This is a genomic window from Hungatella sp., from assembly GCF_046966825.1.
Window position 1 is genome coordinate 1 of record NZ_JBKVCZ010000039.1, and the last position, 13355, is coordinate 13355.

Sequence of the window (13355 nt, forward strand, 5' to 3'; positions counted from 1 at the left end):
ATTCAAAATGGTTCCGGGTGCATCGCACCAGGAACCATTTTGTCTACAGTCTGAACACCACATTGATGTGGTGCTTCTTCTTTCTGTCTTAATCCATAATGCCAATCTTATTCCCGTTTTCATACATATCTTCTGCTGCAGTTCCAGAGCCTCCTCCTCCATGGTTTTCTACCCAGCCGAATCCTGGAACATAGATCTGGTTCCCGGAAGTATCTCCTGCCTGCGGCTGTTCCGGATCTGCTACCGGTTCGGACGGTTTTTCTACCGCTTCATGATCCACGGGAACCGGAGGGGTATCCTGCTTTGTACCATCTGGTTTTTGTGTTGGATCTGTCAGGATCTCCTTGCTTGGCGGTTCTGGTTTAGTTGGTTTTGGTTGAATACTCTGCGTTGTCTGATCAGTCTGTGGCGACCGGCTGTCCACCGCCTGAGTGTCTGTTTCCTGATTTTCTCCGATTCCTGGATGAATCACAAGGCTCTCTTCTTCTCTGGATACTACTTTACTTTCCTCTTCCTTCTTTTCAAAATCTCCAGGATCTACAATCAATTCTGTTTCCGTCTCCCCTGTTCCTGGCAGAACATCTTCACCGGACGGTTTCGGACCAAACTGCATTCCAATGGCAGCGATCAGGCCGATTCCTATGAGCACGCCGCCCAAAATTGCCAGATTCTTTTTCATCTTCTCTGTCAGTTTCATGATTCTGCTCCTCCTTTATCCTGTTTTCTGTTTTGTTATGCACAACATACTATACAATCCTCTCAAAGTCCAGGTCATTCCCTAGAACACCTCTGTATATCCAGCCTGTACCTTCAATGTGATCCACATGGATGGAAGAATCCGACCGCCAAACCGAACTGGAACCTCCAGTCTAACAATGGCATCTGCCTCAAACCGCTGCGCATGGGCTGGATCCGATGGAGCCAGAGGTGCATTCCGAAGCGTCACTTGCAGGCTATCTATGGCAAACTCCATTGCAGTTCCAGTATCCGCATACTTTACATGCCTGCCGCCAGACAATTGGGTCCCTATGGTTTCATCCAGATAATCATAAATGTCCCCTTCATTCAGATCTTCTTCCCAGCTTCCCTCTCCAAAGGGAACATAGCTGCCAGAATATCCCTCCCTGACTCCATGATACACACCTGCATAATTATCATTGACTGTGGAAATGACAGCATCCTCCACGGCTTCCCGCACACCTGCCGCAATGACTTGAAGCCGGAAATACTCACTAATCCCACACATCAGAATAATCAGCGAAAGAACAATCCCGATGGTCATGGGAAATGAGGAGGCTCGCCTGTCTCTCAGTATCTCTTTCATCCGTTTCCGCAATCCCTCCACCTCATTTCCAGTAAACTTCTGATTTTCCAGCTGCCTGTGCGCGAAGCGTAACCGGAAAAGAAGCAAACTCGCCAAACAGACCGATATTTGTATCCATCGTCAGGGTAACGGTAACCTCTTCATTTAACTGGATTCTTCCATGACTGGACCATAAAATGTCCGGATGAAGCCCTGTTTTTTCCGACAGCACAGCGGCACGGCGGCTTGTCTCTGCACCTACGCGCCCGCTTACCTCTGCTTCACGCACCAGTTCTGTAGCGAAGGTATCCAGCTGCTGTTTCTGAATAAAAACCGGAAGCACACGCATGGCAAGGGCAAGCACCATGACCGCACACAAAACCAGCACGATCACATCCACATATCCTTCGCCCCGTCTTTCTGACAACGCTCTCCATAAACGATGACTCCTCATCCTCTCCTCCTTCCTGTCTAAAACATTCCTCCAAGGCTCTCCAATGCCACATAGCAGATAATCGCCAAATAAGTCAGCAGAAAACATACCAGCATGACAAAGGAAAAAACACGGATCTTAGGAGGGATTTTCTGTGCCTGTGCTTTTAATCTCTGCAGTTCGATCTGCTTAAAATCATGAGCCAGCATCTGAAAATACACTGTGCTGTCATCCCCTCGAAGGACACCAATCAATCCACGTACCACATCGGACAGCATGGGCGAGTTCAGTCTTGCCTCAAATCGTGTCAGCGCCGCTTCATAATTGGAGGAACGCATATCCGCCAGAAGGATATCTAACTCTCCAGTCAGCGCTGGTCCCGCATTCCCCTTGAATCGCTCCAACATACCGATCACATTACGGCTTGCTTTCAGTTCCTGTTCCATAGTCGCCACCATTCTCGGAAGCTCCCCCTCTATCTCTTCCCGCTTTGCCTTTAAGGTTTCATCCGCTTTCTGATTTTCCTTAAAGTAAAGAAGTAAGGCCAGCACAACCACGACAGGAACCAGTAGCGGAAAAAGGAACATGCAGGGAATCGCCCCCAAAAGTACTGCGCCTGACTTTACCAGAGCATACGCCTGATACACTTCCGGGGTCATATTCATTCCACTGGCTTTTAACACATTCTGCATCCTGCTTCTCTTATATGCATCCATCCGGATGAAACCAGACAGTCGCACTGCTAGGATCATAAAATAAGTTTCCAATGTCTTTGCCGCTTTCCGCTCCTGTTTTACCGTACCCAGCATGGCCTTCGCCGCACCCATGGTAGGTAACTTTAGAACAGACGCAGTTAAAAAGAAAAGTCCCAGAGCTAAAAACAGCCCGAATAAAAATAACAAGCCTTCCATAGCTACCTCCTGTATTCAATGGGACGGGTCAGTTTCACTACAAAGCCAGCGGATATAAAAATAGCCGCCGCAGTGGCAGCCAGAATACACTGTCCCAGTACCGTATGCATCAGTACATCATACCAGTCCTGATTCAGCAGATACATAAGAGGAATATTGCCTACTACAAACACAACCATGATCATAAACTCTTTTCTTGGTTCTGCAATCATGTATTCCAGTTCTGCGTTCACATTCCGCATATCTGACAGCTTTGATACGATGGGCGGCAGTGTAGTCTTTAAACTCCGGTCATGCTGGCAGTCACTGACCGCATCGCACCACTCCCGAAACACCTCATTATCAATCCTTCCCCGCAAAATCCGAAGGGCGGCCTGAACATCCGGATTTACCATTTTAATCTGGATAAGAAAATCCTGAAATACTCTGGACACTGGAGGATTTAAATATGCTATATTCTCCTCCACCGCCGTCACAATATCTTCTGTCCTCAGATATGCTGTGGTAATGACCGAAAGCGCCGTTTCCAGTTCTGCAGACACATCCCTTTTATAATGATTGGCAGTCAGTTTCACATACCAGAATGGTAGAAATAAAAAACCCACTGCCATCACCGGAGCAAGGAAAAAATTTCCCAACAAAATAGCAATGGATCCCCCAGCGCAAAACAGTGCCAGAGCAACTGCGCAGATGATGGAAAACCGGTTCCCCCTGCCCGTCATTTGAAGGATGTTCTGTGCTTCCTCCAGTTCCCTGCGCAAAATCCCTGATTTTTTTCTTCCTGATGATTCCCTGATGTCTTCCCGCAGACTTCGTTTTGGATTCAATAGAAATCCAAACAGGCTGTCCGTAAACTCCACTGGCTTCATTCCCAGCAGTAAAAATACACCCACGATCATTCCCGCACACGCCAATAGCTGAATCGCCGTCATTCATTCTCCTCCCCTCTATCCTTTTTTACATTCAAAAGTCCTGCCAGCGTTTCCTGCGGCATTCCATTCTCCATCAGCCGTCTTGCCAGACTGTCCGAGATTGGGTTGATTTGTCTATGGTGCCCCACAATTACAAACTTTCCATCCTCCACCCTGTTTTCCGTAATCTGATATTGAAACAGCGGACGGTATCGTCTGGTTCCATCTGCCAGAATCTCACACTCCATGATTTCCATTAAACGGCGTTCCTTGTTTTCCAGCTGTTTGCAGAAAGCGATGATCGGATAGGCTTCCGTTACAAATCCCATCAAAGTCTCATCACTCATATCCACAGCACGTTTACACAGGGAAACCATGCGGCGGTAAGTTGCCTCACAACTCATGGAGTGGATGGTTGTCACAACCGCAACACCGGTTCTGGCAGCCTCCTGTGCCGCATTCGCTTCTGGTCCACGCATTTCTCCTACCACAATAATGTCCGGATTAAAGCGTAGCGCCATATCAAGGAGTGCAATCTGATCTACTCTCTGCCTCTCATTCTCGCTGTCACGGGTCAAGGTATGAATCACGGAATTGACTACCCTCCCATCCTTTCTGCGTACCAGCGCCAGCTCCCTTGAACCATTCTCAATACTGTAAATACGCTTACCGTCCGGAATTGTGGTCAGAAGCCAGCCTAACAGGGTGGTTTTTCCGGAGCTTGTGGCTCCCGCCACACACACAGAGATTCCATACCGGATGCACTCCGATAAAAAATCCAGCATCTGACTGGTTGCCGTTCCTCCCTTTATAAAGTCCTGTTTCTTCATGCTCTGGGGATTCACAATTCGGATCGAGGCTGCCACCCCGACATCCTCATCAACAAGAGGTGTCTTCAGTACAGCAATACGGATATTTTTACTTAAATGTCCCAGAACGCTTGGACTCGCATCATCCAGCACCATTCCAGACACATGCAACATACGCCGAATGACATTGATGGCATGTTCGGGGCTTTCAAAATGCTCTTTCAATTTTTCTGTCACTCCACCAGAATACTGGACCTCCACATCATCCCAGGCATTTACATCGATCTCCTCGATTCCTTCCCCGTAGATGTACTTTGTGAGAAAACCGAACTCTGCCATTTCTGAATAAATCGCATCAATCAGCTCATCCGTGGTTTTTCCCGGTACTTGTATACGGTTATCCTGAATATACTTCCCGGCAAATCGGCGGATCTGTGCTTTTATTTCTTCGTTTCCATCTCCGGTTACCAGATTACTGTATTCTTTGGAAAGATACGCCTGTATCTCCTGCAGCACGGACTGAAAGTCACGCCCTTCATCCTCCGATGCAAAAAACAGGTCATGGGTACGGAGAGAACGACCTCCCGTTTTTTGAGTACACAAAGGAGCCTCTATGTCCTCCTCTTCTGACCAGATATCCTCCTTTCCATGCATCTGTCCTTCACAAGCCTGTTCCGACAGGCTATCATTTTGGAAGTTTTCTTCTGTCCCCTCCCCTCCATCCAAGCCATCCAAAGAAGCCTCCGTTTCCATGATCTCCTCCGTAAGATGTCCAGAATCCTGTCGTGTTTCTTCCCGAACAGCTTCGGGAAAACCCGCAGAAAACGCGGCTTTGCTGCGTCTTTCCCCTAACATCCGAACACCTCCTTTGTGATTGCTTCCATGTTTTTTCTAAACCCCTTACTGTCCTTTAGCACCAGTTCTTTCAGAAGGTTTCCTTCCAGAACCTGTGCCTTTACTTCCTCGGAATGAGGGATCTGGAATGCCACATTGCCGAGCACCCGTTCAATGTGTTCGCTGGCCTCATTGGGATATACATTGCTGGCCACTTTATACTGCTTTTCTGCATCCCACTGACTGTCCTTAAGAAGCGGAAGCTGACTGGAAAGATAACTGATGGATTTCAGATCACAGTTTACCAGCCGCAGCACTGCATCCGCCTCCATCAAGGCAATGGCCGAAAGAATGTCATTGGCAATACAGCTTCCACAATCAACGATGATATAGGGAGCGATCTTTCTCAAACACTGCAGTAATTCCTCTGCCTGTGTCCGCTCGTAAGGTGGATATGTGTATTCATTTTCCCCCTTCCTCATTCCAAGGATCGTTAGATGGCGTATTTTTTTATGAGTAATACAGTTATGGCGTACCAACGATTCCGACACATGGGTTGCTGCCAGAACACTCCCCAGAGAATGCTCCTCTTCCAGGTCTCCAGGAGGACAGATACAGGGAAGCATCGGTGTATTCATATCACACAGAAGGAGAGCCACATCCTTCTTCTGCATGGCAAGACGCGCCGCCAGCTTCACTGCTGTCGTGGTTTTACCAGATCCAGGACTTCCCCAGACTGCCAGCATTTGATTCTCATTTTCCGGTTCCCAGTCAGGAGAGCTGTCCCCGGCTCCCCTGCTGAAAATACTGTTTTTCAGAAAATTCAAGGCTTACTCCACCTCGCTTTCCTCTGTTTCGCCCTGTTCGGACTCCTCCTGCTCCTCTGCTTTGGTTTCCTCTGGCTCCTTATCAGAGTGATCCGGCGCCTCGTTTTCTTCCGCTTCTCCTTCCATATCTTCTGGAGGATACAGTTCCGTTAATATCTGGTTTTGCGCTTCCAAAAACTGCCCTGCACTCTTTTCATCCCCACGATACACCAAAGACAAATGCAGTTTTCCATCTGCCTCCAGCTCTGCCAGAATCATTGACTGCTCTGGCGTTACCAGCAAGGTAACGGTTCCAGGCAGCTCACGATCCGCTCCATCTTCCAGTTCTTCTCCCGTATTTGCGTCATATCCGCTGTTTGCAGTCACAGCAATGACCTCCACATACTGAAGCTCCGCAGGAATTACCGTTTTTCCCTGCTTTCTATAATCTGGAGCTATAACTGACACAATATCGCCGCTCTTTAGCTTTCCGGACAATCCATTGGCAAATGCCTTAACCGTAACAGAGATTGCCTGCTTTTCTCCTGTCAGATGATAGAGATAGGCATTTTCTGCCTCCGGCTCTTCTGCAATCTTGGATGTCAGGATGTAATCTCCTGGCGCCAAATCTGCAGATGCAAATGCCCCAACCACAGTATCCGAATGTTTTACTACATCATCTGGCAGGTTATAACTACCAACCTCTATGGTCTTTACCATGTCAGAAGTAATTTCTTCTCCCACTGAAATTGGTTTTACTACACGTACAATTTCCGTCTTTTCACTCATAGCCTTATTAAACAATGGTGTAACTGCAAAGCAGATGATTAAAGACAGCACGATGCAAAGCACACCAAGTACAGTCCTGTTTTTCAAAAATCGCATTTCATCTCCTCCAACTCTTTTCCTTATTTTGGTTCCTTTTTAACCAGTGTTCCACTGACTGCTGTCTACCTATTTTCTGTTGTGGTATATGATGGCCGCAATCATTGTAAGCGGCACTGCAACACAAACCATGATCCATAATTTCTTCTTCATATCATCCATCCTCCTAATCTCATACAATAAACGGCTGCCGCTCCTCCTGCCAGAAACGGTCCCACAGGAAATGCTTCTTTATCTCGTTTTCCCTTGAACCGATTCCACAGGCAGACCATACAACCATACATCACAAATCCTGTCAGTCCTAAACAGGAAGCAGTCAGGCTTGCAGGAAGTCCCAGTACCAAGCCGGTTGCTCCTGCCAGCTTGATATCACCGCCGCCAATTCCACCTTCCCTCTTGCAAAATAATGCAACTATGAGGTATGGCACTGCCCCTAAAGCTCCAAACAGCTGTCTGGGTGCAAAGTTCAGAAAGGAAAGCAGGGCAATCCCTGCCTGGAATCGGTCCGGAATAATCCGGTACCGAAGATCCCAGGCAGAAACCGCAATAAGCAGCGAGAAAAAAAACACTGCCTGTACTGCCTGAAGCAGCGATATCCTGATCTCCATATCAACCGCTATAATCAAACATTTCCTGCACCCTGCGTACCAGTGTAGGAAGTACGGTATCATTAAACAGTGCATAAAGACCTGCCAGAAGCAGTGCTCCCAGCACAACTGCGATCAGGATCTTAATGGCTGTGTCCACATATCCCTCACCAGATGTATCCTGAAGCTTGTTTTTTACGTTCCACATATGCATAACCATTGCATTTCGATAATTTACCAGCTGTCTTTTAATATTCTTCATTTGATCTCCTCCATTGATTTTCTGTTTTTGTTCTCTGTACCCCTTAAATCAGACCATGTTCTGCCCTGGATTTTGAGGGGGTGCTGTCTGTAAGGTAGATGCCTGTGCCATGGACAGTGCCTCTCCATACGCTCCCAATACCGCTTGTTTCAGCTCGTTGCGGAATTCCTCCGTCACAGGAAAACAGATATCCTTGTATCCATCCTGTGTTTTCCGACTGGGCATAGACATAAAAAGCCCATCCTTACCTCCCTCGACGATTTTGATTCCCCGGACGGCAAAACACCCGGCGATTGTGGCGGATGCATAGGCTCTGATCCCGCCCTGTACTCCTGGTGGATACATAGATGTAATCCGAACGTCTAAATCTGGCATACTGATTCTTCCTCCTTTGTTTTTTTCTGCTCATAAACCGTTCCTTTCTGGATCTATTTCAGTCAAACAGGCAGCCAAAACTGCCTGCTAAAACTGCATGGTGTGTATGAATTCCTCCGCCGGTTGCGACTCTGTAAAATCAATTCTCTTAAAGTCATAGCGATCCACATAAAAAAAGGAACTCCCTGTTTCATCATAGAGTTCCAGCACATCACTAATGGATAGCCCATGACCTGTATAACCGGACGGCGGATGATACCGGAATTTATCATAGAGTTCTTCCAGGTCATTGGTGTCAGATGCCCCTTCATAGACTTTGATATAAAAATCCGGCTTGGGGGAGCCATATTGCTGCTCCATCTGGGAAAGTGCAAGGAACTTCATATGCACATCCACATCTCCTCTCAGTTGCCAGATGCGTACATCTTTTAACCCCTTTGCCGATTCCATATCTTCCTGACTATTTGCCAACCGGTCGTAGATCCCGTCCTGCCACTGAATTTTTTGGATATTCCTCTGCTTACGCAGGAAGCTTTCTAATGCTTCATTCTGAAACATGGGATCCACTACTGCACATCCTTCCGTCACACGACCTACCCGGTTCCCATAATACCGGATCACTCCATTTTCAATCTGAATCTGCTTCATTTCCCTTCCCTCATTTCTAAATCATCTCCATCCCCCCGTCCTTCTGTGCCTGTTGAAACTGTTCCAGACTCTGCACATCAGGAAAGATCATCCTTCCCTCTAACATTTCCAGTACGGCAAAATCATCCCTGTCGCAGATCAAAATCCGATACTGGTAGTCCTTCTGCATCATTACATAGCTCCATACTTCCTCTGGATTTGCCAGCCATACCCCTGACGCATAGCGTCCATCCGGCAGAAAACTGTATCCAGAATATTCTGGGGAATGTCCATGTAAATCCAGCGCCCCAAATGGACGGATCTGGGAGAGCTGGAGCCGTTCCTTTTCCCCCAACAGTTCTGGTAGCAGCACACCAACCACATCCCTGTTCCAGCAGTGCCATGCCTCCCCAGTAGATAAAGAAACCAAATGGGCAATGGAATGTCTGGGATTTTCTGTTTTCTGGATATTCGTACAGAAAAAAAGCTGCCCCGTGTAATGCTCTGGTAATACCTTTGAGGGAAGAACCACCACCCGGTTCTGGATAGATATCTCCTTTTCTGTCTGCATACAATCCTTTTCTGTGAATTCCTGCATGATCTTACCCCTCCTTTTTCTGCAGCAGTCTACTCAGTTCTCCGATCAGATCCAGTCGGAGACTATCTGGCATAAACTGAAATGCAGTACGGACATATGCCTCCACTGCCTCCGGAGACTGATCTCCCACCTCGATAACCTCTACCTTCCGGACTGTAATTTTTCCACCCGCCATTCCCAGACAAACAATATCCCCATACTCCAGCTTTGCCGCTTCCCTCATAGATTTTGGAATCAAGACACGTCCCTTTCCATCCACTAAACGATACATCGGTTTACTCATCTGGTCCTTTTCTCCTTTCCCATCAATGCCTCCACTTCATTGGGTTCAATCCCCAGCTCATCGAACACCTTCAGATAGGGTTTGCAAACCGTCTGTACCGGAGCCTCAATACCAATCAGAATCACTCCGGGGACTGTTTCTATCATCAAATCACAATCAAGCGGAATCCCAGCCGTCAGTAACAGTTCACTAGGCACAGAAAGGACACCGTTTTCCTTTTTTTGCACCATTGTTTTTCTCTTGTTTTCTGTTCTCATAGCACCTCTCTTTCCGGACAGATTTCTTCCCGGATTTCGTAATGATCCGTTTCTCCATCTCCCCACATTCCAAATAGATCCAGCTGTCTTGGTTTTAACCGCTCCCTCTCACCAGGATCATAATTGGTAATAATGACCTCTGGAAACTCACAACCTTCCTCATACCTCTGAGCCAGGTTATTGATGCGCGTAACGGCTGTAATAAAATATCCTGCATACAGTTCCCGGATGAAATCGCAGTCATTGTAGCTGACCATCCACTTCCCCCTGCTCCCTGTCAGAGTGTCTCGGAGCCGTTTGTGATCCTCTTTTCGGAATACCACTGCATAATGACCTTCCGTCTCATAATAGGGCGGATCGCAATAAAAAAAGGCACTATCCCGGTCATACTGCCGAATCAGTGCCTCAAAGTCTTTATTTTCTATTACAGTATCTGCCAGCCTGCGAGATGCCTGCCAAATGGTGTCAAAGCAGTTCCGCACATCAAACGGACGGCAACTATAGGATGTACAACCACTTCCATAGCTGTACCGGATCAATTTAAAAAATGCAGCCGCCCGTTTTACATCAGTTACCTCTGCATTTTCCAGCAGGATTTTTTTCACTTCCTCATAATCCGGCGGCAGCAAATACTTCTCTGCAAGTTCCAACTCCTCAATTAAAAATCGGGTATCCGGTTCCTGCTTTTCAATAAATTTACGGATTACTGTAAATTCATCCCTACTGTTTAACGGAAGAAATCCGAGTTCCTTAAGGAATGCCCCCGTGCGGTTCTTAACACAATAAAACAGGTTTGCCAGATTTGAGTTATAGTCATTATAAACCTCCATACACCGGTCATCTGGTGGTTTTCCAAACAGTACCCAACCACCTCCGCCAAACACTTCAATGTAACGATCAAAGTTTGCCGGAAACATTGTGTAAATCAGGCTGCGGAGTGCTTTCTTTCCGCCAACCCATGAAATAAAACTGTTGATTCTGCATCCCTCCTAACATCCACAATACTCATGAAACATATAACTGAGTCCTACGCAAATACCGGTGACATCCCAGGTTCAAAATCCAGCTCCTCTGCCTGTTCTACTGCTTTTTCCAGTCTTTGGGCCTCCCTATCAAATCGGTAAACAAAATTCCCCAGCCTTTCCTGTGGATTCACGGCTTCCGCATTTACTGCCTCTACCATCGCATTCAATTCTCTTACGCTCATATTCTCTGTTTCTTTTAGAATAATCGTTTCATGAATCGATGACGGAATCACGATTAAATCTGATCCCAGCTTTTCTGCAATAAGAGACATTACTTCTTCATCACACATATAAACCGCCCCATTAACCTGATTTGAATTCGTCAGAACATACATCATTGCATTGGGATCCACATCCTCTAAATGTTCCAAACTACCGGCCTTGACATCTCCCGGTTCGTCAAAATACATTTTTGCCAGCATATCCTGTAAATCCAAAAAACAAGGAGGATTGCTCTGCTTCATGTTTTCCCAGGCATCCTGCTTTAATTGCTCCTCGCTGACTCCCAGCCACTTCAGCCTGTCATAATTGATAATGGCACTTCCGTCCTTTTCTCCGTCCACCAACACATGAAATCCATAAACCAGTGCCAGATCCTCACGTATTTCATGAGGACAATCTGCAAGAAAATCAACATTTTCCTGTGCATTTCGGACATAGACGGTCAACCCCTTCTTTATGGTTTCATAATCCCATTCTTTACTGGAAATGCCATCTATGGTTATTGCCGTTTCCTGACACTTCTGATAATCCCGAGCGATGTTCTGCCACACATCTTCAAGCTTCTTTCCGTTCTCAAGCTCCTGATAATAGGATTCCAGATATAAAAGTGGAACGGATGTGTAGCTTGGGCTACCTGACAGATATACTCCCTGTAATTTGATATTGTTATTTTTTAAAACCTCTCTGATTTCCACTTTTCTCTCCTGAAAAGATTCCGGAAAAAATCGTTTTAAATTCTTTTCTGTTAACTGTAAAAACTCCTCATAGGTCATTTTCTATTCTCCTCTACACCTTATTCATACCGTTTTCCATCTTATAAACAGTCAGACGAGTACCTTCCTTCATACTATTCAAAAAATACAGCTCTCCTTCCATGTTACTAAACTATCGAAAGATATAAAATTCTCTATCATAATGCTTCAAAAAAAATCCCTCCTTTCTGAATGTCGGGTTCCTGCTCTTCTCCTTTCAATCCTTCCTCTGTGGTCAGAAAGAATTCATCTCCACTGTTCCAAAAGCTAACATACAGTTCCCCTTCTGGAATTTTGATTCCCCGCTGTTCAAAGCCCTCTCCCCACCCATCACTTTCCTGGCCTTCCCAGTACTCTTTTACTGCTTCAATCTCTCTTTCAGAAAGCTGATTATGACTTTCTACTTCCAGAACTCCCCATAACTCCCCATGCCAGACTTCCACGGTAGGCTTCATACTATAAATCTTTTCTTCTAATTCTGGAATATCCAAGTAGACCGCCAGTCCTCTGTCTCCTTCTTCCAGAAGGTACTCCTTTGCAATCTGTTCCAGAATTTCCGTCTCATAGCTGCACAACTCAGATGGAAATAACTCCTCACTGCATTCCTCCAACTCTCCCCAGTCATCCTTTGCATACATGATAGCTGTCAAAGGGCTAAAAAGCCGAAGCACAGAACGCTCCGTTGTTTTTTCACTGCTACTGTCCAATTCTGCTCCTGTCAATCCTTCTTTCCTCCTCTCGTAAAACTCTGATTCCATGCCTACGAATCACACAGGCCGTCATAATCCATTCAAATATTCTATCACTGACCAGCTCTGGATCTGTAAGTTCTGATAAACGGACATGCCTACTTCCCTGATATAGATCCCTTGCCATATGAAACAAAACATAGCCATCTAAATCGACGCCATGGATATGGATTTTGGAAAAATGAATTTCCTCCTGGTCAATTGCCGCTAAAGCTCTGCTACACAAAAATCGATCTGCGGAAAGAAGATAGACTGCCGAACAGGTCGCTGCTTCTCCAATGGCTCTGCTACACTTCTCTCCCATAGCCAAAAACCGTTCTCTATGACCATTTTCAAAAAATCGCGGGTTTCCTCTCCCTGTCAGACGGCACACGCGGCTTACAAAGGTGCTGACAGCCACTTCCTCTGCCAACACCTCCAGAAGCTCATAAAACGGGACATAATCGGTAACAAGGCGTTCACATGGGCTTCTCTGATTCTCCAAACAATCAGAAAGGTGACTGATAACCATTCCGCTCCTTCTTGGACAAAATCCTGGTATATGCTGCATTTCCTTTTCCAGCCCAGCATAACGTGTATCACTCATAAATCGAATCATTGTATTCTTCCTCCTTTACATTTTCATCCGTTTTTAAGCACAAAAAAGACAATCACACTTTGATAAATAAAGCATGATTGCCTTTTACTTTTAACTTAATAGTTCTTAAAAAATGGAGGCAAAAAACA

Annotated in this window: 19 protein-coding genes; all 19 read right to left on the minus strand. The window is 46.2% G+C overall.

Annotated features, from left to right (window positions below; genetic code table 11):
• Positions 1–88: 88 nt before the first annotated feature.
• Positions 89–697 carry a DUF6550 family protein gene (locus tag ACLTD4_RS14005; RefSeq protein ID WP_055650603.1) on the minus strand — a complete coding sequence of 203 codons (609 nt, stop codon included), beginning with the start codon at positions 695–697 and terminating at the stop codon, positions 89–91.
• An 81-nt stretch (positions 698–778) separates the two neighbouring features.
• A complete protein-coding gene (locus tag ACLTD4_RS14010) occupies positions 779–1324 on the minus strand; it encodes a hypothetical protein (RefSeq protein ID WP_002593814.1) in 546 nt (181 codons plus the stop codon).
• Between the two features lie 22 nt (positions 1325–1346).
• Positions 1347–1757 (minus strand): DUF4320 family protein, encoded by a 411-nt coding sequence (locus ACLTD4_RS14015; protein WP_002593815.1) that lies wholly within the window; start codon positions 1755–1757, stop codon positions 1347–1349.
• 17 nt (positions 1758–1774) lie between these two features.
• Positions 1775–2647: a hypothetical protein gene (locus ACLTD4_RS14020; protein ID WP_002593816.1), complete on the minus strand. Its 873-nt coding sequence runs from the start codon at positions 2645–2647 to the stop codon at positions 1775–1777.
• Positions 2648–2649: 2 nt separating this feature from the next.
• A complete protein-coding gene (locus ACLTD4_RS14025; protein WP_055650602.1) occupies positions 2650–3579 on the minus strand; it encodes a type II secretion system F family protein in 930 nt (309 codons plus the stop codon).
• Positions 3576–5222 carry an ATPase, T2SS/T4P/T4SS family gene (locus ACLTD4_RS14030; protein ID WP_412331365.1) on the minus strand — a complete coding sequence of 549 codons (1647 nt, stop codon included), beginning with the start codon at positions 5220–5222 and terminating at the stop codon, positions 3576–3578. Before ACLTD4_RS14030 ends, ACLTD4_RS14025 begins: the two co-directional genes overlap by 4 nt.
• A complete protein-coding gene (locus tag ACLTD4_RS14035; protein WP_055650600.1) occupies positions 5216–6028 on the minus strand; it encodes an AAA family ATPase in 813 nt (270 codons plus the stop codon). The genes ACLTD4_RS14030 and ACLTD4_RS14035 overlap by 7 nt, the downstream gene beginning before the upstream one ends.
• Positions 6029–6031: 3 nt before the next feature.
• Complete coding sequence (gene cpaB / locus ACLTD4_RS14040; RefSeq protein ID WP_055650599.1) at positions 6032–6892, minus strand: Flp pilus assembly protein CpaB; 861 nt, start codon at positions 6890–6892, stop codon at positions 6032–6034.
• A gap of 149 nt (positions 6893–7041) precedes the next feature.
• Positions 7042–7518, minus strand: a complete 477-nt coding sequence (locus ACLTD4_RS14045; protein WP_242866159.1) for an A24 family peptidase — start codon at positions 7516–7518, stop codon at positions 7042–7044.
• Positions 7502–7699, minus strand: a complete 198-nt coding sequence (locus ACLTD4_RS14050; protein WP_333491461.1) for a DUF6133 family protein — start codon at positions 7697–7699, stop codon at positions 7502–7504. Before ACLTD4_RS14050 ends, ACLTD4_RS14045 begins: the two co-directional genes overlap by 17 nt.
• A gap of 90 nt (positions 7700–7789) precedes the next feature.
• Entirely contained in the window at positions 7790–8116 is a 327-nt protein-coding gene (locus ACLTD4_RS14055) for a SpoVG family protein (protein ID WP_002593823.1), read from the minus strand.
• 87 nt (positions 8117–8203) lie between these two features.
• Complete coding sequence (locus ACLTD4_RS14060) at positions 8204–8764, minus strand: YodL domain-containing protein (RefSeq protein ID WP_002593824.1); 561 nt, start codon at positions 8762–8764, stop codon at positions 8204–8206.
• A gap of 16 nt (positions 8765–8780) precedes the next feature.
• On the minus strand, positions 8781–9341 hold the full coding sequence (locus tag ACLTD4_RS14065) for a hypothetical protein (protein ID WP_055650597.1): 561 nt from the start codon (positions 9339–9341) through the stop codon (positions 8781–8783).
• Between the two features lie 4 nt (positions 9342–9345).
• Positions 9346–9624 carry an AbrB/MazE/SpoVT family DNA-binding domain-containing protein gene (locus ACLTD4_RS14070; protein WP_002593826.1) on the minus strand — a complete coding sequence of 93 codons (279 nt, stop codon included), beginning with the start codon at positions 9622–9624 and terminating at the stop codon, positions 9346–9348.
• Positions 9621–9881, minus strand: coding sequence for a hypothetical protein (locus ACLTD4_RS14075; protein ID WP_008400407.1), 261 nt, complete (start codon positions 9879–9881; stop codon positions 9621–9623). Before ACLTD4_RS14075 ends, ACLTD4_RS14070 begins: the two co-directional genes overlap by 4 nt.
• Positions 9878–10858, minus strand: a complete 981-nt coding sequence (locus tag ACLTD4_RS14080) for a DNA adenine methylase (protein WP_081034906.1) — start codon at positions 10856–10858, stop codon at positions 9878–9880. The genes ACLTD4_RS14075 and ACLTD4_RS14080 overlap by 4 nt, the downstream gene beginning before the upstream one ends.
• A 50-nt stretch (positions 10859–10908) precedes the next feature.
• Complete coding sequence (locus tag ACLTD4_RS14085) at positions 10909–11901, minus strand: DUF5688 family protein (RefSeq protein ID WP_055650595.1); 993 nt, start codon at positions 11899–11901, stop codon at positions 10909–10911.
• Between the two features lie 137 nt (positions 11902–12038).
• Entirely contained in the window at positions 12039–12602 is a 564-nt protein-coding gene (locus tag ACLTD4_RS14090; protein ID WP_242866158.1) for a hypothetical protein, read from the minus strand.
• The gene (locus tag ACLTD4_RS14095) at positions 12577–13227 is read right to left on the minus strand and encodes a hypothetical protein (RefSeq protein ID WP_055650594.1); all 651 of its coding nucleotides are present in this window, start codon (positions 13225–13227) and stop codon (positions 12577–12579) included. The genes ACLTD4_RS14090 and ACLTD4_RS14095 overlap by 26 nt, the downstream gene beginning before the upstream one ends.
• Positions 13228–13355: the final 128 nt, after the last annotated feature.